This is a genomic window from Enterococcus sp. GC34 (genome assembly GCF_040886645.1).
GTDB classification, from domain to species: Bacteria; Bacillota; Bacilli; order Lactobacillales; family Enterococcaceae; genus Enterococcus; species Enterococcus faecalis.
In genome coordinates this window covers 1-23,959 of record NZ_JBFOEF010000018.1, presented here as the reverse complement: position 1 = coordinate 23,959, position 23,959 = coordinate 1, and the positions used below count along the sequence as shown (strand labels likewise).

Below are 23,959 nucleotides of genomic sequence, written 5' to 3'. Positions count from 1 at the left end.
AAAGTGACAGAGTAGATGCAGGCTTCGTATACTCGCCGCAGTTTGGCCTTTAAGAGTGATGAGTAGTACAAGGTGAGCGAAGAGAACGTTGTCCCATTCGTAGAAAAAGTACTCCTGCGATTCTCATCAAAATTGCGATCCTCGTCGCAGCTAAATCCTGACATTTGTAAAAAAGTGTTCCTAGGATTTTGACTAAGCAGAGGATTACGAATCTCAGTTTCACTTTCAACGGAAGAAACGCCCTATAGATAATGGTTTTATTATTAAAAAGAAAAAGTTGCCAAACAAAAGGGCAGTTAGGAGAATGCAAAATGAAAAATAAACGTTTAACGTTTGTCGTGTCTTTATTAGCTATTTATTTAATTGGTGCTTTTTTTGTGAATCAAAAAGTGACGAATTCAAAGAAAGAAACAGTTACTGTAGGGGTTCTGCAGTTTGTCAGTCACCCCGCATTGGACGAAATTTATAAAGGTGTCGAAGAAGGATTAAAGGAAAATGGTTATGACAAAGGCAAAAACTTAGAAATTATTTTTCAAAATGGTCAAGCCGACCAGAGTAAGTTAGCAATCATGAGTCAACAATTAGTACAAAAAAAGGCAGACGTTTTAATTGGCATCGCCACGCCAGCTGCGCAAGCGTTAGCCAACACTACCCAAGAAATCCCAATCATTTTAGGCGCCATTACGGACCCTGTTAGTGCAGGATTGGTGAAAGACAATCAAAAGCCAGGCGGTAACATCACGGGTGTTAGTGATCAATCACCTTTGTCAGCCCAGATGGATTTACTAAAAGAATTGATACCAGCTGCCAAAAAAATAGGTATTCTCTATGCTTCCTCAGAAGAAAACTCTCGATACCAAGTAGCTGAAGCGCAGAAAGCAGCTGAAGCCAAAGGATTGACAGTGAAAACATATGCTGTGCCATCAAGTAATGAAATAGCACAAACGGTCCAAGTGATGACTAAGGAAACCGATGTGATTTATATACCAACTGATAATACGATTGCTAATGCCATGCAAACGGTAGTCGGAGAAGCAAATCGAACCAAGACGCCGATTATTCCTTCGGTGGATACAATGGTAGAACAAGGCGGTTTAGCAACAGTAGGGATTAATCAACATGCGTTGGGGGTACAAGCCGGCAAAATGGCAGCAGAGGTTCTGTCTGGAAAAAGTCAACCAGCAACTACACCCATTTATACCTTTAATACAGGCGACACAATTATCAATGAAAAACAAGCTCAAAAGTTAGGGATTACGATTCCCGCAGAGTTAGCAAAAAAATCGAAATTGATTAACTAATTATCAAAGAAAGTAGGAGAAGCGATGATTGTTTCAGCAATTGGACAAGGAATGTTATGGGCCTTGTTAGGACTAGGTATTTTTATGACTTATCGTATTTTAAATTTTCCAGATATGACCACAGAAGGTTCATTTCCGTTAGGAGGGGCGGTTTGTGTAACTGCCATTACAACAGGGGTTTCACCATTTGTAGCGACTCTTTTAGGGGTCGGAGCAGGAATGCTTGCCGGTTTAGTGACTGGTTTACTATTTACAAAAGGAAAAATTCCAATTATTTTAGCAGGAATTTTAGTGATGTCTGGTTTAAATTCCGTGATTTTATTTGTGATGAAATCGCCAAATAAGTCTTTATTAAACCAACCGAAGATTCAAGATGTTTTTCAAAAAATGGCCTTACCAGATTATTATGATACTATTTTTTTAGGGATTAGTGTTTTGGCTGTGGTAATGATTTTACTGTTATTTTTCTTTAACACTAGTTTAGGACAAGCCTATATTGCGACAGGTGACAATGAAGAAATGGCTCGCTCGATTGGCATTCAAACGGATCGCATGAAAATTTTAGGATTGGTTTTATCGAATGGCTTGATTGGCTTATCTGGCGCTTTGATTGCCCAAAATGATGGATATGCGGATGTAAGTAAAGGAACCGGCGTCATTGTGATTGGCTTAGCTTCACTCATTATTGGTGAAGTACTGTTTGGAGAATTAACGTTTGGTGAACGGTTGATGGCGATTGTTGTAGGGAGTATTATTTATCAACTATTGATTTTATTAGTGATTAAATTAGGCTTTGATACGACATATTTGAAAATCTTCTCAGCAGTGATTTTAGCAATCTGTTTAATGATCCCACAATTGAAAAAAGCATTACGACTACATGGCTTTTCTGATAAGGGGGAAACGAAATGAAACCAGTTGTTGAATTAAAAAATGCGACAAAAATCATTGATAATGGGATGAATGAAAAAAAAGTGATTTTGGATCATGTGAACTTAGCCATTTATCCTGGGGACTTCATTACTGTTTTAGGTGGAAATGGCGCAGGCAAGAGTACGCTATTCAATAGTTTAGCAGGAACTTTGACACTAACAGAAGGACAATTTTTAATTGAAGGAGTCAATCGCACCAATCTTTCTGAAGTCAAACGGGCCAAATCTCTAGCGCGTGTTTTTCAAGATCCTAAAATGGGGACAGCACCAAGAATGACTGTGGCAGAAAATTTATTGCTTGCCATGAAACGCGGACAAAAACGTCCCTTAACATTACGGAAGATAAATGAGCAACGCGCCTTGTTTACAAAAATCTGCCAAGAAGTTGGCAATGGCTTGGAAAATCATCTGGATACACCGACAGGTAACCTTTCTGGCGGTCAACGCCAAGCCTTAAGTTTATTAATGGCCACTATCACAAAACCAGAATTATTACTTTTAGATGAACATACTGCTGCCTTAGATCCCAAAACATCCAAGCAGCTGATGCACTTAACGGAACAACGGATTGAAGAAGGGAACTTAACTTGTTTAATGATTACCCATCGAATGGAAGATGCTTTACGATATGGCAATCGTTTAATTGTTTTACAAAAAGGTAAAATTGTTCAAGATTTAAACGCTGCTGAAAAAGCACAATTAACGCTACAAGATTTGTTGCTGTTCTTTGAAGAAGTAGAATAAAAAACAAGCTCAGAAAATGAGCTTGTTTTTTTATTTTTTGACCAATCGGAAGAGTCGCTTGGGGAAAAAACGTTTGACAATTCGTTCCAGTAACGATGTCACCATAAAGCCCGCTGCGATAGCTGCAGCAGTAAAGACAACTTTTAAAATCAACTGCAACCCGTCATCAATGTTTCCTAACAAAATGCTCCGAACCGCTTGATAGGCAGGGCCTCCTGGCACTAAAGGAACCAAACTAGGAATATAAAAAATAATCATCGGCATTTTTTTGTAACGAGAAAAAAAGATACTAGCGATCCCTAACCCGACCGTTCCTAAAAAGTTTACAAAGGTTTGACTAGCATCAAAAGTTTGCGTTAAGACATAATAAATCATCCAGCCTGTCATGCCAGTAATACCACAAGCCACCAGTGCTTTACGAGGAATGTTCGTAATAATACCAAACGTCACAGTCGCTAAAAAACTAAAGAGAAGATGAAAAATTAGTTCCATTTGAACACTCCTTACATAAATAATTTAAAAATCAAGGCAATTCCCAGGCCAACAGACCCAGCAATAAAAATAGCTTCTGTCCCTCGCGCCGTCCCGCTGATGAGGTGGCCCGCTAAAATGTCGCGAAAAGAGTTCGTAATCGCCACACCTGGAACTAACGGCATTACCGCACCAATAATAATATTATCAATGTTGACCGCTAAGTGAAAATGCACAGCCAAATAGGCCAACAAACCAATGACAAAAGCGGCTGCGAATGAATCGAGGTAAGGAACTTGGAATAACTTTTGGGTAAAAAGGTAACTGGCATACCCAATCACGCCAACAAAAAAAGTTGCAATAAAATCTTGCCAAGTGCCACCAAAAATGTACATTAACGTACAACTAACAATCCCGGCTGCTAACAAGCGTAACGAAATTGAAAAAGTGGGGGTATCTGTTTCTAATAGAGTTAAGCGCTGATAAAGCTCTGGCAAAGTAATCTCCTTTTGCGCAAATTCTCTTGATAATTGATTGACAAGGCTAACTTTTTCCAAATTAATCGAGCGCTGGGGGATGTTTTCTAATTGCGTATAATTACTGGAACGAAAGCCCACGAAAATCCCTGTAGCCGTCGTGTAACAAACGCTCTCTGGCTCGCCAGCATTTGTAGCAATCCGAGTAATTGTATCTTCGGTTCTATATACTTCAGATCCGCTTTCCAGCATAATTTTTCCAGCTAAAATGCATGTATCAATAATTAATTGTTTTCTTTTTTCGCTATTAACCAAAGGAATGGCTCCTTTCATTTCGAGTTCACTTTTAGTGTATCATTTTTTTTAAGAACTGTACGCAATTTAAAACAGAGATAGAAAAAAAGTGTGATTTTTTACAAAAATGAAACGAATCTTAAGAATAAATGAAAACAAATAAGGAATTAGTAAAAATTATGGGTTAGTTGTAAGAATCTAGGATCTTTCCTTGCATTTTAGTAGGAAACATCCTATCCTAAACATAGAAAAACAAAGGGGTCAATAAAAATGGACAACCAATGGTTACTCTACGGAATTAGCAGTGTCGTATTAATTATTTTAATCAGAAGAACAATCCTATCAGGAAACATCGTATTAAGTTGTTTGTTGGGAGCGATTTTGCTGATTCAAGTAGTGGGAGTAGCTCTCTGTGCACAGCAGAAAAAGAAAAATGAACATACAAAAGAACTACCTTCTTCTAAAGTACATCAATAGAAGAAGGTAGTTTTCTCTTATAGTAAATCAAATTTTTTCAAGCCATTAACAATGCCATTTTCAGTATTTTTAGTTGAAATAAAGGTGGCTTTTTCTTTTAGTTCTTCTCGCGCATTACCCATGGCAATTCCATAATCACAGGCCTCAAACAGCGCCAAATCATTGATGCCATCACCAAAGGCATAAGTGGGAATGCCGTTTAATCCCAAGGAGTTAAAAAGATTTTTGACACCAGAGCCTTTAGAGACCCCTTTACGAACAATATCTATTGAAAAAGGACCATTGCGATAAAAGGTCAATTCAGGAAACCGCTCATAGTAATATTCATCATCATCGCCATGTTGACTTAAGACCAACATCATGTTGACGGCATCATTCTCATAACCTGTGGGATCAATTTCTGGAACAGCTGAATGAATATAGTCATAGGCTTGTTTCACTGTGCCAGTATGCCCTGTACAAAAAATACGGCGCTCATTGTAAAAAGCCAATTCATGACCACGCTGTTTGACATGTTCATGCAGTGAAACACATTCCTCTGTTGTAAATTCATCTGAATAAATCGTTTTTCCTTCATAATGAATAAATTGCCCGTTCATTACAATCGCAGAATCAATGCCACTGGCTTTCATAATTGGCTGAATCTCACACAAGGTCCGTCCTGTCGCAATTAAAGGTAAAATTTGATTGTCTTTCAAGGCCGCCACTGCTGCGGTAATCTCAGGAGTAATTTGCGAGGTTCCATCTAACAAAGTTCCATCTAAATCAAAAAAAGCAATAGCTTTCATTTTATCCATACCCTAACATCCTCTCTACGCTTGTTATTTTAACAAACTTTTCTGAAAAGACAATGGGTTCCCTTCGTTTTCTTTAAAAGAGCAGGAAAAAAAGTGATTTTTGATGGTTCTGTAAAGGATTTTTGAAGAAATATAGAATCGGTTGGTACAAATTCAATTTTAGAGTATACTACAATAGAGCAGTTTTATGAAAAGTGAATAAGGAGTGAATGAAATGAATATATTAATGATTGAAGACAATGAATCCGTCTCAGAAATGATGCAAATGTTTTTCTTAAATGAAGGGTGGGAAGCTACCTTTAAAGATGATGGCAAAGAAGGATTGGCGACTTTTCTTGCTTCGCCAGAAAAATGGGACATGATTACGTTAGACTTAAACTTACCTAGTATGGATGGGATGGCTGTTTGTCGTGAAATTCGCAAAGTTTCAGCCAATGTTCCCATTATTATGTTGACTGCTCGTGATTCTGAAAGTGACCAAGTAATTGGCCTTGAAATGGGTGCGGATGATTATGTGACAAAACCATTTAGTCCATTAACTTTGATTGCACGGATGAAAGCTCTACATCGTCGTGCCGAGGTGGCAGAGGCTGCGCATGATACGTCTGAGAATACAGATGAAACGTTTGATGTGATTACGGATCATTTTAAAATGAATACGAAAACACGAGAAACATATTTAGATAATCAATTAATTGAAGGCTTAACACCTAAAGAATTTGATTTGCTATACACTTTAGCAAAAAAACCACGCCAAGTCTTTTCACGCGAACAACTACTAGAATTGGTTTGGGACTATCAATACTTTGGCGATGAACGGACAGTTGATGCCCATATCAAAAAATTACGACAAAAAATTGAAAAAGTGGGTCCTCAAGTCATCCAAACGGTTTGGGGCGTAGGGTATAAATTCGACGATTCAGGTGTTGCTTAATGAAGTATTTGTATCAACAATTACTTGCTTTTATAGGTGTGATTGCTCTGATTATTCTCATTGTCGGAACGTCTTTCACACAATTGACCAAGCGCACAATGCAAGAAAATAACTATGAACAGCTATATGGTTATGCAGAATCGGCTTTAGAAACACGTGACTTTTTTATTAATGTCGCAGGCGTTTCGGATCGAGATGTTTTATCCTATTCATTTCAGTTGACTGAGCGCGTACTCCAGAAGCAAGATGTGCAATTTGTGTTTATTAACAAGGACCGCGAAGTGCAGTACCCACCAGTTGATAGCACAAAAAAATTAGACTTTTCCTTAATCGATAAAAATTGGGATCAAATCATGAAAGGCAATCGTGTTTATGCAACAGAAAACATTGATATTTATGGGGCCCGAAATACTTCGTCCTATGTAATGTTACCGGTGTATGCATCAAATCAGTCTTCTGATAAAAAAGTGATTATTGGTTCACTCGTTATTACACAACCTGCCAAAAACGTTGACCGAAGTGTTCAGTCCGTGACACAAAACTTGATTAAAGGCTTTATTTTTTCTGGTGTGATTGCCTTGTTACTAAGCTATCTATTTGCGACTTTCCAAGTGAAACGAATTAATCGGATGCGTAAAGCCACCAAAGAAATTACTAGTGGAAATTTTGATATTCAATTACCGGTTCATGACAAAGATGAATTTGATGACCTAGCAGAAGATTTTAATAAAATGGCCGCGTCTTTAAAAGAATCACAAGAAGAAATCAATCGGCAAGAAGAGCGCCGTCGTCAATTTATGGCGGATGCTTCTCATGAAATGCGGACGCCTTTAACAACTATTAATGGCTTGTTAGAGGGATTGCAGTATAATGCTATTCCTGAAAATCAAAAAGAGAATGCGATTAAACTGATGCAAAATGAGACCGCTCGCTTGATTCGCTTAGTCAATGAAAATCTTGATTATGAAAAAATTCGGACCAACCAGATTCAAATTGTTGTGAAGAAGTTCAACGGAACAGAAGCTTTAGAAAATATTGTGACTCAACTAACGGCCAAAGCTGAAGCCGCCGGTAATCAATTGTATTTAGACACCACCGAACCAATTGATGTGTATGCCGATTATGATCGTTTCGTGCAAGTTGTTGTCAATATTGTTCAAAATGCCATCCAATTTACTGAAAATGGCGAAATTCATATTGCTTTAGAAAAAGGCTATTTAGAAACCATTGTCCGTATTTCTGATACAGGAATTGGCATGACGGAAGAACAAATTCTGAATATCTGGGATCGTTATTACAAAGTAGATCCATCCCGTAAAAATACGAAATATGGAGAATCAGGATTAGGCTTACCAATCGTTCAACAATTGGTCCGCTTGCATAAAGGAAAAATCAATGTTGAGAGTGAACTTGGTAAAGGCACCACGTTTATTATTTCATTTCCTGATGTTGAAATCACTGAAAACTAAAGAAAACGTCTGGTCACAATCAGTGCCAGACGTTTTTTTAGTTTAATAACGCATGTAGAGACAGGGGGTGCACATAGGGACTATCAATAATTTGTGGATCCTTTGTCAGAAATAGCAAGCGCTTGTTTCTTTTTTGAACTTCTATTTTTAATTGAGGTAAAATTTCTTGACGTTGTCCAATCGTTAATGAAGAAAAGATGTCATCAATCACTAACGTACTTGTTTTTGAAAGCAAAAGTTGTATTATGCGCATTTTAATTTTTTCAAAAGTCGTAAAAGAAGTAAAGGAACGACCAAGTAAGGCAGGTTCTAATTGGAACACCTGGAAAGCTTCGGCTAGAACTACTTTTCGATCCCGTTCTTTGATCGTACTAGCGATAAATAAATTTTCTTCTAATGGCAAGTAGGGCAGAAAGGTTTCACTAGAAGAAAGCCTAGTAATGGTTAATTGGTTTGTTTGGAAAAAATCGGCCAATGCGAGTTCTTGTTCTGGAGCAGAATAAATGATTCCATAAACTTCTCGCAAAGCTAACGCGTCGAATGAGGATTTTTTTTCGGTTGTTTTTTTGAATGATGGTGTGACATTCATAGAAAATCCCTCCCTTATTTCTGATGTGTACGTAAATAAATCAACGTGAAAGGAGTCCCGCAAACAAGAGGAATGCCAAGCAAGATTAAGCAGTTAACAAAGCAATTACGGATTGTATAAAGCGACTGCATACTTTTAAAATCAAAAGAAAACGCTTGGATCGTTTGAATCCCTAAATGCTGGATATTTGTAATCGTGACATCCTGGTCGGTACTTTTAGCTAAAAATGCTGGAGTTTCCAAATGAGACCACTGTAAAATAGCATCACGGGCAGCCCAAAGAACAGTATTATACGTTTCTTGAAACATTAAAGTGAAAAGTAAAAAACTGAAAATTCCTAATAGAGCCGGTAAACACAACTCTAGTAAGAGCTGTTTGGTGACATACATATTTGAAAAGTGCATGTGATACCATGTATGTATTTCTTCCTTTTTTATGCGTAATGTCACATACATCAACAGAAGAAAAGTAACACCAAAGAAAATGACACTACCTAGATAGAGGTGCCAATAGTATTGAATCAGTTGGTAATGGTAACTAGTTTGTTTTTCAATATCGACAAAGTCTGGCATCGTTCGTAAAAACTCTTTTTCAAAATCAATTAAGTTAAACAGCCCAGTCAATAAGAAAGAGAACAGGAAGAAGAAGAGTGCAGTGGTTAATGTGATTTTTTTATGATAAAAACTACTAGCTGTAGCGTAACGGACACTTCTCATCAACTTTCACCTCTCTAAACTATCTTTAGTATAGTGAAATAATATGAATTAATTATGAAAAAGTAGCAAAAAAGCTTGAGCAAATTGCTCAAGCTTTTTGAAGATTTATTTACCAGTTTTTTGATAGCCTTGATAACTGTCAGTGTGATATTCATCAACGGTTGATTTATTATTGTTTTTACTGTAAACACTCGTTGATTTTTCACCTTTTTCTTTTTCAATTGCTTCCAGTTGTTGCAATTGGTTCTTGTAATCATAGTCTTCTGGGTTAACTGGTTTTAAGCCGCTATTGGTATAGAAACGAAGCAAGTCACCGTTAGTAATTTGGTCAGACGTTTCTAATTGTTTCGTCGCTTTGGCTTTTAAATCAGCGACTTCTTTCTTAACTTCTTCGGTTGGCTCTGTAATTAAAGTGCCTGTTTTAGTATCGTAAATGCTAGAACCTAAAATAGTATATTTAGGTGTTACAACATTGCCGTTGCGGAAAGCAACGATTTGATTGTGTTGTTTAGAGAATAAATCTTGGCCTAACTGAATGTAGTTTTTCGTATCGACACCAAGCAAGTGTAGAAGGGTTGGTAAGGCATCAACTTGGCCGCCATACGTATGGTTCACACCGCCATTTTCTTGACCAGGAACGTGAATCATATAAGGAACACGTTGCATATTGGCGTTGTCAAAATCGTTCCAATCTGCTTTGGTTTTACCTACTAACTCTGCTAAGTTTTGGTTTCTTGAATTAGAAACCCCATAGTGATCGCCATAAAGAACAATGACTGAGTTTTCATAGAGACCTGAAGATTTCAAGTAGTTAAAGAATTCTTCGACTGCTTTATCTAAATAATTCGCTGTTGCAAAGTAACCATTAATTGTTTCGTCAGAGGTTTTTGCAATTGGGAATCCTGCTTCATCGTTTGTAAATTGAGAATAAGGATAATGATTGGATACAGTAATAAATTTAGAATAGAACGGTTGTTGTAAATGCTCTAAATATTGAACGGATTGATTAAAGAATGGTTTATCGTGTAACCCATATTGGAATGAGTTATCTGAATTAACATCATAATAACTAGCATCAAAGAAATAGTCATAGCCTAAACGTTTATAGGTTTCATTTCGATTCCAGAAGTTACCGGCATTTCCGTGGAAAGCAGCGCTAGTGTAACCTTGGGTTTGTTTTAAAATATCGGGTGCTGCTTCAAACGTATTTTTCCCACCAACTTGTGTAAAGAGTGAACCTTGGTCTAAACCAAATAGTGAATTTTCAAGTAACGTTTCGGCATCACTTGTTTTTCCTTGACCAACTTGGTGGAAGAAGTTATCAAAGCTAAAGGTACTTTTACTATTGTAAAGACTATTGATAAATGGTGTGACTTCGTGTTCTACGCCATTTTCATCTTTTAATTTGTAATTAACTAAAAATTGTTGGAAACTTTCTAAATGGATATAAATTACATTTTTGCCTTTTGCAATACCAAACTTACTATCATCGGGTGCCGCATATTGTTGTTTCACGTAATCTTCAACTTGTTTCATATCGTTAGCACTAGCTTCGGCACGGACTTGGTTTGTTTGGTAAGTTGTAATGCCATCGTATACGGTAAAGGCATTTAAGCCTAAGAATTTCACGATATAGTCACGAGAGAATTGACGTCCTAATAATTGGGGACGTTCTGTTTCAGCCATAAATAGATTGAATAAGAAAAAGACAACAGAAAGGAGTGTGACAGAGACTGCTACACGTGCGCGGACTGGACGCGCATCTGTTTTAATTTTTTTCGTTAACAATAATACGCCAATAATAATGAAGTCTAAGAAATAAATGACGTCATAAGGTCTAAAGAGACGTAAGGCACTTTCGCCAAGACCGCTAGCTACTTTGCCAGCACCAAGCATCGTATTAACTGTGATGAAGTCAGTAAATTCTCGATAATACACGACATTTGAGAAGAGCAGTAAACTCATCAAGAAGTAAATAATCATCATTGTAATATAAGAAGCTTTTTTACGGCGAACATACAAAGCGATGGCTAATAAAAAGACCGTTGTGGCAATTGGATTAATTAAGAGTATGAAATACTCGTTAATATTTTCCAAACGTAAATGGAAATCAACGGCGTACGCAAAGAGGTTTTTTAGCCACAGTAAGATGGCGATTAGCGAGAATAACCCCAGTCGCGTGTTCAAAATATTTGTTTTAAATAATTTTTTCAAAATAAACGTCCTTTCTAAACGATGATTCTATAAAAGTAAAATTAGGTAAATTTCGTATTTTACAATATCGCTTTAATTTTACTCTTTCACAAATTTTATGTCAATTCTTACCGAAGTGAGGAATGGTGATGTTAAAGAAAACTTACTATTTCCTTAAACTTTTTAGTTCGTTAAATGACGTGAAGCTTGAATCCTTTAAAGACAGATGGGCCTTTTTTTGCTATACTAGATAGGACTTTGAAAAGTAGGTGTACAGAATGAAACTTCAAGTAACTAAAAAAGCAGAACATAAATTTAAAAAAGGATATCCTTTAATTCAGAAAGAAGATTTGCAACAAGTGCCAGCGCCGTTACCAACAGATTGGCTTACTTTGATTGATAGTAAAGGCCAGCGTTTAGCCGAAGGATATTTAGGCGAACAAAATAAAGGAATTGGTTGGTTGCTGTCATGGCATGGACCAATTAATCAATCTTTTTTTCAACAACTCTTTGGAATAAGTCGTGAGAAGCGGACATCTTTTGAAAAGGATTCGCTGACAACCGCTTATCGATTATTTAATGGAGAAGGAGATGGCATTGGGGGTCTAATCATCGATCGCTATGCAGATTACGCCGTTTTTTCATGGTATAATGAAACCCTTTATCAGAAAAAAGTCGAACTTTTGACGGCGTTTCGCACAGTTTACCCTGACATTATTGGTGCCTACGAAAAGATTCGCTTTTCCACAAAAAATTTACCCGAATCACAGTTTTTGTATGGCGAACAAGCACCCGAGCCATTACTTGTCACTGAAAATGGCGTTCAATTTGCCACCTATTTAAACGAAGGATTAATGACAGGCATCTTTTTAGATCAAAAAGAAGTTCGTGGTCGATTAGTAGATGGTTTTGCAGTAGGTAAAACAGTCTTAAATATGTTTAGTTATACAGGTGCTTTTTCAGTAGCTGCCGCTATGGGAGGTGCCGTGGCCACCACTAGTGTGGATTTAGCTAAACGAAGCTTACCGAAAACGACTGAGCAATTTGAAGTCAATCATTTAAATCTTGCCCCGCAAAAGATTATTGTCATGGATGTTTTTGACTACTTTAAATATGCTTCACGTAAAGGCTTGAGTTATGACATGATCATTTTAGATCCGCCGAGTTTTGCTCGCAACAAAAAGAAAGTTTTTTCCGTTGCTAAAAATTATGGGGAGCTAGTGAAAGATTCTATTGATATTTTAACGGATAAGGGAACGCTTATTGCCTCAACCAATGCGGCAAATTTATCCTTGGCCAAATATCAAAAAATGGTGATTACTGCCTTGCAAGAGAAAAATGTTCGTTACAAGATTACGGACACGTATCAATTACCAGCAGACTTTCAAGTGAATCCTAATTTTCCAGAGGGGAACTACTTAAAAGTCCTGTTTATCGAAATTGAAAAATAATTTTTTACACCAAGCAAAAGTCCCAGCGCCGCTAATCGGCATTGGGACTTTTGCTTGGTGTTTATTTTATAGTAACTTTTGGGCTTTTTGGGTGTTTGCAAAATGCAGCTTCGCGTAATTCGCTAATAAGTCTAGGCCGCCTTTTTTCAAAATACGGGCGGCTACTTGATCTGATTTGCTGCCAGCACCAGAGGGCACAGAGAAACCCAATTCTGCAGATTCTTTGTCTAACTCTTCTAAAAAAGCAGCGCGGCTAATAATAGAGGCGGCAGCAACGGCAACATGATACTGCTCTCCTTTAGTGACGAAGAACAATTTTTCAGTGACTTGATTTTTTTCATTACGAACATATTTCCGATAATTATTTTCAGGCGTGAATTGGTCAATCAAAATCCCTTCTGGCTTTGTGGGAGCCAATTCTTGCAGCAACAGATAAATCGCTTGGTTATGCAAAGCGACTTTCATGTGTACAGCATTGTAGTTTGGTTGGATCTCATTGTATTTTTTTGGTTCAACGATTAATAACTTGTAAGGAATCAGTTCTTTAATGACATGTGACAATTGAATAATTTGTGGGTCGGTTAATTCTTTGGAATCACGAACACCCAATGCTTTTAGTTTGCTAATCATGCTTTTGTCAACATAGGCAGCACAGACAGTTACAGGACCAAAATAGCTACCATTACCGACTTCATCGGAACCTATCACAGACCAGTTGCCAAAATCAGCAGGCAGTGTAGTAGTCTGGGCAGAAACTTTTTTCTGTGGTGTGGTACTCGTTCCTTCCCAACGAGCGGCCTCTTTTTCAGCTTGAGGTCCCTGAAACATGACTTTACCTGATTGATAAGCAGTGATGGTAGTGGTGCCAACCTTGGCCACAAAGACAGTATAAGGGACCGTTTTATTTAAACGATTGGGTTGATAAACAGTGGTCATCTCTGCTAATGTTTTTTTACTAACTTTAATTACGTGATTCTGTGCCATCAATTGTTCCTCATTTCTTGATATTTCTTCTTTACTATAGTAAAGGAAAAACAAGTAAATGAAAAGGTTTTGCGTTAGCTTGTTCCTGAAAATGACAATGTTTAGGAAATGTATAATTTTTTTCTATAGTTGGACGCTAGTTGTTATCTAAATTTTTATTCAGTGCTATACTGTGGGAGAGAAGGAGACGATGAAAGAGTCGACTAGAACAAGGGGTGATGTGTTTGAGAAGAAAAAAAGAAATGCAAGAAAATGAACCAATAGCAGTGACTGCTAACGCAGAACGCTATTATCCAGAAGATAAACAAGGATTGACGGCCGCACAAGTTGAAGAAAGACAGCGAAAAGGCTTAGTCAATGCCGCCGTCGATACAGAGTTTATCACAACGAAACAGATTGTTATTAATAACGTATTTACGTATTTCAACTTAATTTTTGTGGTACTAGGCGTGTTATTAATGCTGGTACAATCTTATAAAAATATGACCTTTTTGCCAGTAGTAATCATTAATACGGTCATTGGAATTTACCAAGAAATTAAGTCGAAGAAAGTATTAGATAGCTTAAATATTCTAAACGCTACAAAAGTAACCGTTGTGAGGGATGGCCAAGAACAAGAAATTTCGCCAGATGAGCTGGTTTTGGATGATGTGGTGCTCTTTAAATCGGGTGAACAGATTTCTGGGGATGCAATTGTCTTATCTGGTGAAGTCCGTGTGAATGAATCCTTGTTAACTGGGGAATCTGATGAGATTACCAAAGTAGCAGATAGCCAACTTTTGTCAGGTAGCTTTATTGTGTCAGGTTCTTGTTATGCAAGAATTGATAAAATTGGCGCTGAGGCCTATGTTCATCAATTGACGCTTGAAGCGAAATCAATTAAAAAAGGGGAACAATCAGAGATGGTCGGTTCCATTAACCGTTTGGTGAAATGGGTAGGGATTATTATTATCCCGATCGGCTGTGTTCTATTTTTCCAAAGTTATTTCATCAACCATCAAGGGCTTCATGACAGCATTGTCTCCATGGAAGCTGCCTTGATTGGGATGATTCCGGAAGGGCTGTACCTTTTAACAACCGTTGCATTAGCTGCCAGCACAATGCGCTTAGCGAAGCGCGGCGTTTTATTGCACAACATGAAAAGTATCGAATCCTTAGCGCGTGTTGATGTGTTATGTGTAGATAAAACAGGAACAATTACTGAAAACACGATGGAAGTCCAAGAGTTGGTTCCTGTGGTGAGCATCGAAAATGATGGTACAGACTTAACCAATGTCGAAAAATTAATTGGCGATTTTTGCCGAACAATGTCAGCTGACAATGATACGATGAAAGCGATGAAAGAATTTTTTGTTACTAATAATCAGAGGGAAGCCGTTAGCTATACTTCGTTTTCGTCTGTCGAAAAATTTAGTAGCGTGACTTTCCCGGAAGCGACGTATATTCTTGGGGCGCCAGAGATGATTTTGAGAGACAATTATGAAATGTATCAATCTGAAGTGGAACATTATACAAGTCAAGGCTATCGCTTATTGGTGTTCGGAAAGTATTTAGGAGAATTTCATGAAACGTTGGCAGCAGAGGTTCAACCTCTAGGCTACATTCTTCTTTGGAATCCGATTCGTAAAGAAGCCAAAGCAACTTTTGAATATTTCGCTGAACAAAATGTGGCCATTAAGGTCATTTCTGGCGATAATCCTTTAACAGTATCCAATGTAGCACAAGCGGCAGGCATTATTGGTGCTGAAAATTACGTGGATGCGCGAACATTAACTACAATGGAAGCTCAGACAGAAGCTTTAGAAAAATACACCGTTTTTGGTCGTGTCACGCCAGAACAAAAGAAACAATTTGTGCTATTGTTGAAAAAATTAGATCATACAGTGGCGATGACAGGGGATGGAGTCAATGATATTTTAGCCATGAAAGAAGCAGATTGTAGTATTGCCATGGCTTCAGGAAATCAAGCTACAGCACAAGCCTCGCAAGTTGTGTTGTTGGATTCTGATTTTTCAACAATGCCGGAGGTTGTCTTTGAAGGCCGCCAAGTAGTTAATAACATTGAACGCTCTTCAAGTTTATTCCTTGTAAAAAATATTTTCTCCTTGCTAATGTCTGTCTTTGCTATGATTTTTGCCGTGACATATCCTTTACAACCGACACAAGTCACATTGATTAGTTTATTTACAATTGGGATTCCTTCGACATTTCTAGCTTTGGAACCAAATCATCGTCGCATTGAAGGGAAATTTCTTTTCAATGTGTTATCAAAAGCAATTCCTGGTGGGTTAACGGATATGTTGGTAGTCGGTGCCTTACTAATTTGTGGTGATATTCTTGCACTTCAAAAAACGGACATTTCAACGACTGCAACATTGTTGCTAGTTTCAGTCGGCTTTATGGTTCTTTATAAAATTAGTTCACCAATGAATCGTTACCGCAAGCGCGTAATGATTGGCTGTTTAATCGGAATGGTTCTTACAAGTATTTCCATGAAAAACTTGTTCTCGTTAACTTCGGTATCGCCAACAGCCTTGTTACTTTTAGCCATTCTTTTCTTTGCAGCAGACTCAACTTTCCAACATTTATCAACCATTTCTGAAAAAGTTCAATTATGGTTTTATAAGAAAAGACATTAGGAGCAAAACACCGAGCCAAAATTATTTTGGTTCGGTGTTTTTTGTTTTTTATTGTTGGGAAAAATAAAAACACTTGCACCTAGTTAATCCTTGATAGTATAAACCTAACCAATTATTTTAGATAGGAAGGATTGAATAAAAATGAAAAAAAGAAGTTTTGTCTATTGGGGAATGTTTTTCATTCTTTTGTCGACGCTGATAACGCCTTTTCTGAAACTTGAAACAGGATATGCGCAAACGGAACCAACTAGTACCAGTGAAACCAATCAAATTTCTGCTACGCCAAATGTAGTACCGCGTAAACAAGTGGGCAACATTGTGACAGCGATTCAACTAACGGACAAAGAGGGAAACCCACTTGGGACCATTAATCAATATACAGACATCTACCTCCGAATTGAGTTCAACTTACCGGATAATACCGTTAATAGTGGGGATACGAGTGTGATTACTTTGCCCGAAGAGCTACGTCTCGAGAAAAATATGACCTTTAATGTAGTAGATGATACAGGTGCTGTGGTTGCAATTGCACAGACCGATGTAGCAAATAAAACGGTCACGTTAACGTATACAGATTACGTAGAAAACCATGCTAATATTAGTGGGTCTTTATATTTTACAAGTTTGATTGATTTCGAAAATGTGGAAAATGAATCCAAGATTCCTATTTACGTCACGGTTGAAGGGGAAAAAATATTTGCTGGCGATCTTGATTACCAAGGTGAAGGCGATGATGTTAACGAAAAATTTAGCAAGTATTCATGGTTTATCGAAGACGATCCAACCGAAATTTACAATGTACTACGGATTAATCCAACAGGGCAAACGTATACTGATTTAGAAGTAGAAGATGTGCTAAAAACAGAAAGTTTAAGTTATATGAAAGACACTATGAAAATTGAACGAGGACAATGGACACTGGATGGAAATGCTATTTGGCAGTTCACGCCAGAGGAAGATATAACTGGTCAGTTGGCTGTCCAGTATGGTCCTGATGACCGTAATTTTTCGGTGCATTTTGGCAATATTGGAACCAACGAATATCGTATCACCTATAAAACCAAAATCGATCATCTTCCCGAAAAAGGTGAAACCTTCACAAATTATGCAAAATTAACAGAAAATCAAACGGTGGTGGAAGAAGTCGAAGTGAGTCGTGTCTCACAAACGGGTGGTGGAGAAGCTAATGGTGAACAATATATTGTTGAAATTCATAAAGAAGATGAAGCGGGCCAGCGTTTAGCAGGTGCAGAATTTGAACTCATTCGTAACTCAACCAATCAAACAGTGGCCAAAATCACAACAGATCAAAACGGAACAGCGATTGTTAAAGGCTTGTTAAAAGATAACTATACTTTAGTAGAAACCAAAGCACCTACCGGTTACCAACTTTCGCAAAACAAGATTCCAATAACGCCTGAAGACTTTGGTAAAAACTTAGTTGCACTGAAAACTGTTGTGAATCATAAGATTTCATATCAACCAGTCGCTGCTTCATTTTTAGCTGGAAAAGTTCTTTTAGGAAAACCACTGAAGGATGCTGAATTTCAATTTGAATTGTTAGATGAGAAAGGCACAGTACTAGAAACGGTTAGTAACGATACTTTAGGGAAAATTCAATTTTCACCATTAACCTTTGAAACTCCCGGAAACTATCAATACACCATTCGGGAGGTAAACACGCAACAGGCAGGTGTTTCCTACGATACGCACAACCTTCAAGTTCAAGTAACCGTCGAGGCGCTTTTAGGAAATCTCGTGGCGACTATTCAGTATGATGGAGGTCAAGTATTTACTAATCACTATACTCCAGAAGAACCTATAGAAAGTACCACACCACCAACGAGTGGGACAACAGATACTACCACGAATTCAACCACAGAAACTACTTCAATAACCATTGAAAAACAGGCGATTCGTAATAAAGAATTGCCAAAAACAGGAGAAACAAAAGAAAACACGTTTCTTTTCTTAGGTAGCCTTCTTTTGATTCAAGGAGTATTTATCTATTTTAAAACGAAAAAATAATCGCTTAGATAGTTTCAGTAATCGAGACAAAATGTGCAAATTTCGAGAGATTTAGCTTGTTCATTTGAGTTTGGAGTGGTTCTGTGCTATACTATCTTTAGCGTAATGATACTAGTTGGGAGTGAGCGGATTTCTGCTCACTCTTTTTGATGGAAAAATCATCAGGACACGGTTCGTTACATCAATCTCGAAGGAGGCGAAAATTTTGAGTAGTGCTGTGGAAACTGTAACAAAGTTAGTCACACCAATCTTAGAAGAACAAAATTTTGAACTTGTGGAAGTAGAGTTTGTTAAGGAAGGAAAAAATTGGTTTTTACGAGTATTTATCGATAAAGAAGGTGGCATTGATATTGAGGAATGTGCCTTTGTCAGCGAAAAATTAAGTGAAAAACTAGATGCAATGGATCCAGATCCAATTCCGCAAGCGTACTTTCTGGAAGTTTCTTCTCCGGGAGCAGAACGTCCGTTAAAGAAAGAAAGCGATTATGAACAAGCGGTAGGCAAGTACATTCATATTTCTCTTTATCAAGCAGTTGATGGAGAAAAACAGATTGAGGGTACCTTAGTCCATCTTGATTCAGAACAATTAACATTAAGTGTAAAAATTAAAACCAGAGTGAAGGAAATGACTTTTGAACGTAAAAATATCGCAAAAGCTCGTTTAGCCATTCAATTTTAATCAACAGACTCGAATGTAAAAAAGGGTCCACTAAAAGTTTTACTTTTAGCCGGGCCTGTGACAAGTTTTAACGAGAAGTTTTTCCCTTGGAAGAAGAACCACTCGTTCAGCTTTAACGAATCCATAGGAGGAAAAGAAAAACAATGAGCAAAGAAATGTTAAATGCATTAGACGTATTAGAAGCTGAAAAAGGGATTCCTAAAGATACGGTGATTGAAGCGTTACAAGCAGCTTTAGTTTCTGCATATAAAAGACATTATGGACAAGCAAGCAACGTCGAAGTTGAATTTGAACCAAAAAAAGGCAATATTCACGTGTATGCTGTCAAAGAAGTAACAGAAGAAGTATTTGATTCACAATTGGAAGTTTCATTAAAAGATGCCGTTGCATTAAATGGGGCATATGAAATCGGCGACAAAATTCGTTTTGAAGTTACGCCAAAAGACTTTGGCCGCATTGCTGCCCAAACAGCAAAGCAAGTAATTTTACAACGTGTCCGTGAAGCAGAAAGAACAATTATTTATAATGAATTTAGCGAATACGAAAATGACATCATGCAAGGAATTGTTGAACGTCAAGATCGTCGTTATATTTATGTAAACTTAGGTAAAATCGAAGCAGTCTTATCAAAACAAGATCAAATGCCAAATGAATTTTACCAACCGCATGATCGGATTAAAGTTTACGTATCACGTGTTGAAAACACATCAAAAGGCCCACAAGTTTTTGTAAGCCGTAGTCATCCAGATTTACTAAAACGTCTTTTTGAACAAGAAATTCCAGAAGTTTATGATGGAATTGTTGAAATCGTAAGTGTCGCTCGTGAAGCTGGCGATCGTTCAAAAGTAGCTGTTCGTTCAACAGATCCTAATATTGATCCAGTGGGTACCTGTGTCGGTCCAAAAGGCCAACGTGTCCAAGCGATTGTGAATGAATTAAAAGGCGAAAATATGGATATTGTGGAATGGAACGAAGATCCAGCTATTTATATTAGTAATGCCTTGAATCCAGCTCAAGTATTAGATGTTATTTTTGATCCAGAAAATAGCAAAGCATGTACAGTCGTTGTACCTGATTATCAATTGTCATTAGCAATTGGTAAACGTGGTCAAAATGCGCGCTTAGCTGCTAAATTAACGGGCCATAAAATTGATATCAAATCAGAATCTGACATGGCTGAATTTTATGAACAACAAGCCAATCAAGAAGTTGCCGAAGTGGCAGAAGAAATGGATGAAGCAATTGTCCATTCAGATATGACGGCAGATGATTACGAAACCTTGGCTGCTGAAGAAGCAGTTGTTGAAGCAGAAATTACAGAAGAATTACCTGAACAAGAATAACGTTTTTGGAGGGTGAAAAAATGAAAAAGAGAAAAATTCCAATGCGTAAATCGGTTGTTTCAGGCGAAATGAAACCGAAAAAAGAATTAGTCAGAATTACTCGCTCCAAAGAAGGTGAAGTGGCCTTAGATCCAACTGGTAAATTACCTGGACGTGGTGCTTACGTTGATTTGGATCCTGCGGAAGTCCAAAAAGCTTGGGATAAAAAAATTCTTGATCGTGTCTTAGAAACAAAATTAAGTGATGAATTTTATCAAGAACTATTGGATTATGTAACACATCAAAAAGCCCGCAAAGAGTTGTTTGGCGATGGAAAATAAAACCAAAATTTTGAACCTTTTAGGTTTAGCAATGCGCGCCGGTAAATTAGTCACAGGTGAGGAATTAACCCTTAAAGATATTCGTGCAAACAAAGCGAAATTTGTGTTTGTTGCACAAGATGCCAGTGAGAATACTAGAAAGAAAATCAAGGACAAAAGTTCTTATTATAATGTTCCTGTTAGCGAACTGTTCAGTCAATTCGAGCTCAGCCAAGCGATTGGGCGACCACGAATGGTTATCGGAGTAACTGATGCAGGATTTGCCACCAAAATCAAGGAATTACTAAAAGGTTAGGAAGGTGATTGCATGGGAAAAAAAAGAATTTATGAACTAGCAAAAGAAATGAATAAAGCAAGCAAAGACGTTGTCGATAAAGCGCATCAATTAGGTATGGATGTTAAAAACCATATGGGCGCAATTAGTTCCGAGCAAGAAACAAAGCTTCGTCAAGCATTCGGAGGAGGAAGTACCGTAAATACTCAATCAAAAGCAACAAACAACCAAAAGCAACAAACAACACAAAATAAACCAGCCAATAAGAAACCAGCCAATAAGAAACCAATGAACAATAAACCTGGTGAACAAAGAAATAACCAAAATCGTCCAAACAACCAATCAACGAATGGACAACAAAGAAACAACAACAACCAAAATCGTCACGGCCAAAGCAACACACAAAACCGTAGCAATCAAACAAATACCAACAATCAAAACCGCAATACCCAAAACAATAACGGTTCTACAACGAATCAAAATCGGACCAGCCAAAATAACAATGGCGGGAACAACCAAAATCGTGGCGGCCAAAACCGTAACAACAATTTTGGTGGCGGTCAAAATCGTAATAACCGGAATAACTTTAATAACCAAAACCGCAATCGTTTCAACAAAAAAGGGAAAAAAGGCAAACATCAACAAGAATCAGCGAAGCCAGCAGTACCAGCACGTAAATTCCGTGAATTACCAGATGTTTTAGAATATACAGAAGGTATGAACGTGGCGGATATTGCGAAAAAAATCCACCGCGAACCAGCGGAAATCATCAAAAAATTATTTATGATGGGTGTCATGGTTAACCAAAACCAAGCCTTAGATAAAGATACAATTGAATTATTAGCTGTGGACTATGGCATGGAACCGCAAGAAAAAGTCCAAGTTGATATTGCGGACATTGATAAATTCTTCGAACCGGAAGCAGTTGTTGAAGAAAACTTAACTACACGTCCCCCTGTTGTCACAATCATGGGACACGTAGACCACGGGAAAACAACATTATTAGATACATTGCGCCATTCTCGTGTGACTTCAGGTGAAGCGGGCGGAATCACGCAGCATATTGGTGCCTATCAGTTAGATATTGATGGCAAACCAATTACGTTCTTAGATACACCAGGACATGCGGCCTTTACTAGTATGCGCGCGCGTGGTGCCAGCATCACTGATATTACCATCTTAGTTGTTGCAGCGGACGATGGAGTAATGCCACAAACAATTGAGGCGATTAACCATGCCAAAGCGGCAAAAGTGCCAATTATTGTAGCAGTTAACAAAATTGATAAGCCTGGTGCAAATCCTGATCATGTGAAACAAGAATTAAGTGAACATGAATTAATTCCTGAAGAATGGGGCGGAGATACGATTTTCGTCAATATTTCAGCGAAATTCAATCAAAACATTGATGAACTATTGGAAAATATTTTACTGATTGCTGAAGTAGAAGACTTAAAAGCTGATCCAACGCAAAAAGCAATTGGAACAGTGATTGAAGCGCGCTTAGATAAAGGTAAAGGCCCGGTTGCGACATTACTCGTTCAACAAGGAACTTTACATGTTGGTGATCCAATCGTTGTTGGTAATACTTATGGACGTGTTCGTGTGATGACCAATGACATGGGCCGCCGTGATAAAGAAGCAGGACCAGCAACTCCTGTGGAAATTACCGGATTAAATGATGTTCCTCAAGCGGGTGATCGTTTTGTGGTCTTTGAAGATGAAAAAACTGCACGTCAAGCAGGGGAAGAACGGGCTAAACGTGCGTTGCTTGAACAACGTTCAGCAAGTAGCCGTGTGACATTGGATAACTTATTTGAAAGCCTAAAAGAAGGCGAATTAAAAGAAGTTAATATCATTGTCAAAGCAGACGTACAAGGATCTGCCGAAGCCGTTTCAGCAAGTTTACAAAAAATTGATGTAGAAGGCGTTCGTGTGAAAATTGTTCACGCGGCAGTTGGGGCCATCAATGAAAGCGACGTAACTTTAGCCGCAGCAAGTAATGCGATTATTATCGGCTTTAACGTTCGCCCAACACCACAAGCAAAACAACAAGCAGAACAAGAAGAAGTTGATATTCGTTTACACCGTATTATCTATAAAGCCCTAGAAGAAATCGAAACAGCGATGAAAGGGTTATTAGATCCAGAATTTGAAGAAAAAATTACGGGTCAAATGACGGTTCGTGAATTGTACAAAGTATCTAAAGTTGGCACAATCGCTGGCTGTTATGTTACAGAAGGCTTTATTCGCCGCGATAGTGGCGTGCGTGTCATTCGTGATGGTATTGTTATTTATGAAGGTAAATTAGCAAGCTTGAAACGCTTTAAAGATGACGTGAAAGAAGTCAAACTTGGTTTTGAATGTGGTGCTATGATTGAAAACTTCAATGATTTACGTGTAGATGATGCGATTGAAGGCTTCATTATGGAAGAAATCAAACAATAATTTTAGTAATTGGAGGAAGACACTATGGCAAATTATCGTGACCGTCGTGTAGGTCAAGAAATCATGCGTGAAGTGAATGATATCTTGAACAAACGCATCAGAGATCCACGCGTCCAAGGCATCACTATTACAGATGTTCGTGTGACCGGTGATTTACAACAAGCAACGATTTATTACAGCTTGTTATCTGATTTAGCTTCCGAACAACAAAAAGCTCAACAAGGATTAGACAAAGCCAAAGGACTGATTCGTAAAGAATTAGGACAACGGTTAACCTTGTATAAAACACCAGAGTTGATTTTTGAAAGAGACGAATCTGTCCAATACGGAAATCACATTGATGAGTTGATTCGTAAGTTGAATCAAGGTGAATAATTAAAAAGAAAAAGCACACCAGACGAAT

Annotated in this window: 22 protein-coding genes; 15 read left to right on the top strand and 7 right to left on the bottom strand. The window is 37.8% G+C overall.

All coding sequences use genetic code 11. The features are described from left to right. Positions 1 to 311 precede the first annotated feature (311 nt). Genes trpX through AB3I72_RS13340 form a run of 3 tightly spaced genes read left to right on the top strand, consistent with a single transcriptional unit; the run spans position 312 to position 2,977 of the window. Positions 312 to 1,301, top strand: a complete 990-nt coding sequence (gene trpX, locus AB3I72_RS13350) for a tryptophan ABC transporter substrate-binding protein (protein ID WP_002391629.1) — start codon at positions 312 to 314, stop codon at positions 1,299 to 1,301. Between the two features lie 24 nt (positions 1,302 to 1,325). Next, on the top strand, positions 1,326 to 2,213 hold the full coding sequence (locus AB3I72_RS13345) for an ABC transporter permease (RefSeq protein WP_002357879.1): 888 nt from the start codon (positions 1,326 to 1,328) through the stop codon (positions 2,211 to 2,213). Continuing rightward, complete coding sequence (locus tag AB3I72_RS13340; protein ID WP_002357878.1) at positions 2,210 to 2,977, top strand: ABC transporter ATP-binding protein; 768 nt, start codon at positions 2,210 to 2,212, stop codon at positions 2,975 to 2,977. The genes AB3I72_RS13345 and AB3I72_RS13340 overlap by 4 nt, the downstream gene beginning before the upstream one ends. Before the next feature lie 30 nt (positions 2,978 to 3,007). Here AB3I72_RS13340 and AB3I72_RS13335 read toward each other — a convergent pair whose 3' ends face one another. Continuing rightward, a complete protein-coding gene (locus tag AB3I72_RS13335; protein WP_368024001.1) occupies positions 3,008 to 3,469 on the bottom strand; it encodes a threonine/serine exporter family protein in 462 nt (153 codons plus the stop codon). 11 nt (positions 3,470 to 3,480) lie between these two features. Continuing rightward, positions 3,481 to 4,257: a threonine/serine exporter family protein gene (locus AB3I72_RS13330; RefSeq protein WP_002363785.1), complete on the bottom strand. Its 777-nt coding sequence runs from the start codon at positions 4,255 to 4,257 to the stop codon at positions 3,481 to 3,483. A gap of 231 nt (positions 4,258 to 4,488) precedes the next feature. On the opposite strand from AB3I72_RS13330, the gene AB3I72_RS13325 reads away from it, so the two are divergent. After that, entirely contained in the window at positions 4,489 to 4,695 is a 207-nt protein-coding gene (locus AB3I72_RS13325; protein ID WP_002357875.1) for a hypothetical protein, read from the top strand. Between the two features lie 17 nt (positions 4,696 to 4,712). Here AB3I72_RS13325 and AB3I72_RS13320 read toward each other — a convergent pair whose 3' ends face one another. Further along, entirely contained in the window at positions 4,713 to 5,492 is a 780-nt protein-coding gene (locus AB3I72_RS13320) for a Cof-type HAD-IIB family hydrolase (protein WP_368024000.1), read from the bottom strand. 214 nt (positions 5,493 to 5,706) lie between these two features. On the opposite strand from AB3I72_RS13320, the gene AB3I72_RS13315 reads away from it, so the two are divergent. Beyond that, the gene (locus AB3I72_RS13315; RefSeq protein ID WP_002381953.1) at positions 5,707 to 6,426 is read left to right on the top strand and encodes a response regulator transcription factor; all 720 of its coding nucleotides are present in this window, start codon (positions 5,707 to 5,709) and stop codon (positions 6,424 to 6,426) included. Continuing rightward, positions 6,426 to 7,895, top strand: a complete 1,470-nt coding sequence (locus AB3I72_RS13310; RefSeq protein ID WP_002357872.1) for a sensor histidine kinase — start codon at positions 6,426 to 6,428, stop codon at positions 7,893 to 7,895. Before AB3I72_RS13315 ends, AB3I72_RS13310 begins: the two co-directional genes overlap by 1 nt. 37 nt (positions 7,896 to 7,932) lie before the next feature. Here AB3I72_RS13310 and AB3I72_RS13305 read toward each other — a convergent pair whose 3' ends face one another. From AB3I72_RS13305 to AB3I72_RS13295, 3 genes are all read right to left on the bottom strand, one after another. Next, positions 7,933 to 8,484, bottom strand: a complete 552-nt coding sequence (locus tag AB3I72_RS13305; protein WP_368023999.1) for a hypothetical protein — start codon at positions 8,482 to 8,484, stop codon at positions 7,933 to 7,935. Between the two features lie 14 nt (positions 8,485 to 8,498). After that, entirely contained in the window at positions 8,499 to 9,200 is a 702-nt protein-coding gene (locus AB3I72_RS13300) for a hypothetical protein (protein ID WP_033601201.1), read from the bottom strand. Between the two features lie 105 nt (positions 9,201 to 9,305). Further along, a complete protein-coding gene (locus AB3I72_RS13295; protein ID WP_156209208.1) occupies positions 9,306 to 11,414 on the bottom strand; it encodes an LTA synthase family protein in 2,109 nt (702 codons plus the stop codon). A 257-nt stretch (positions 11,415 to 11,671) separates the two neighbouring features. On the opposite strand from AB3I72_RS13295, the gene AB3I72_RS13290 reads away from it, so the two are divergent. Continuing rightward, on the top strand, positions 11,672 to 12,844 hold the full coding sequence (locus AB3I72_RS13290; RefSeq protein ID WP_061100981.1) for a class I SAM-dependent rRNA methyltransferase: 1,173 nt from the start codon (positions 11,672 to 11,674) through the stop codon (positions 12,842 to 12,844). 66 nt (positions 12,845 to 12,910) lie between these two features. Here AB3I72_RS13290 and rnhC read toward each other — a convergent pair whose 3' ends face one another. Beyond that, entirely contained in the window at positions 12,911 to 13,828 is a 918-nt protein-coding gene (rnhC, locus tag AB3I72_RS13285; protein WP_002382224.1) for a ribonuclease HIII, read from the bottom strand. Positions 13,829 to 14,046: 218 nt separating this feature from the next. Here rnhC and AB3I72_RS13280 point away from each other — a divergent pair, with 218 nt between their 5' ends. The 8 genes from AB3I72_RS13280 (at position 14,047) to rbfA (ending at position 23,931) form a co-directional block, all read left to right on the top strand. Further along, a complete protein-coding gene (locus AB3I72_RS13280; protein ID WP_061100980.1) occupies positions 14,047 to 16,467 on the top strand; it encodes a cation-translocating P-type ATPase in 2,421 nt (806 codons plus the stop codon). A 141-nt stretch (positions 16,468 to 16,608) separates the two neighbouring features. Then, entirely contained in the window at positions 16,609 to 18,495 is a 1,887-nt protein-coding gene (locus tag AB3I72_RS13275) for an Ig-like domain-containing protein (RefSeq protein WP_061100979.1), read from the top strand. Positions 18,496 to 18,700: 205 nt separating this feature from the next. Beyond that, complete coding sequence (rimP, locus tag AB3I72_RS13270) at positions 18,701 to 19,174, top strand: ribosome maturation factor RimP (RefSeq protein WP_002357863.1); 474 nt, start codon at positions 18,701 to 18,703, stop codon at positions 19,172 to 19,174. A 143-nt stretch (positions 19,175 to 19,317) separates the two neighbouring features. Continuing rightward, positions 19,318 to 20,517, top strand: a complete 1,200-nt coding sequence (gene nusA / locus AB3I72_RS13265; RefSeq protein WP_368023998.1) for a transcription termination factor NusA — start codon at positions 19,318 to 19,320, stop codon at positions 20,515 to 20,517. A 20-nt stretch (positions 20,518 to 20,537) separates the two neighbouring features. Next, positions 20,538 to 20,837, top strand: a complete 300-nt coding sequence (locus tag AB3I72_RS13260; protein ID WP_002363794.1) for a YlxR family protein — start codon at positions 20,538 to 20,540, stop codon at positions 20,835 to 20,837. Beyond that, positions 20,827 to 21,132, top strand: a complete 306-nt coding sequence (locus AB3I72_RS13255) for a YlxQ-related RNA-binding protein (protein ID WP_002357860.1) — start codon at positions 20,827 to 20,829, stop codon at positions 21,130 to 21,132. The genes AB3I72_RS13260 and AB3I72_RS13255 overlap by 11 nt, the downstream gene beginning before the upstream one ends. A gap of 12 nt (positions 21,133 to 21,144) precedes the next feature. Further along, on the top strand, positions 21,145 to 23,556 hold the full coding sequence (gene infB, locus AB3I72_RS13250; protein ID WP_368023997.1) for a translation initiation factor IF-2: 2,412 nt from the start codon (positions 21,145 to 21,147) through the stop codon (positions 23,554 to 23,556). Positions 23,557 to 23,580: 24 nt separating this feature from the next. Further along, positions 23,581 to 23,931 carry a 30S ribosome-binding factor RbfA gene (gene rbfA / locus AB3I72_RS13245; RefSeq protein ID WP_002360497.1) on the top strand — a complete coding sequence of 117 codons (351 nt, stop codon included), beginning with the start codon at positions 23,581 to 23,583 and terminating at the stop codon, positions 23,929 to 23,931. Positions 23,932 to 23,959 lie beyond the last annotated feature (28 nt).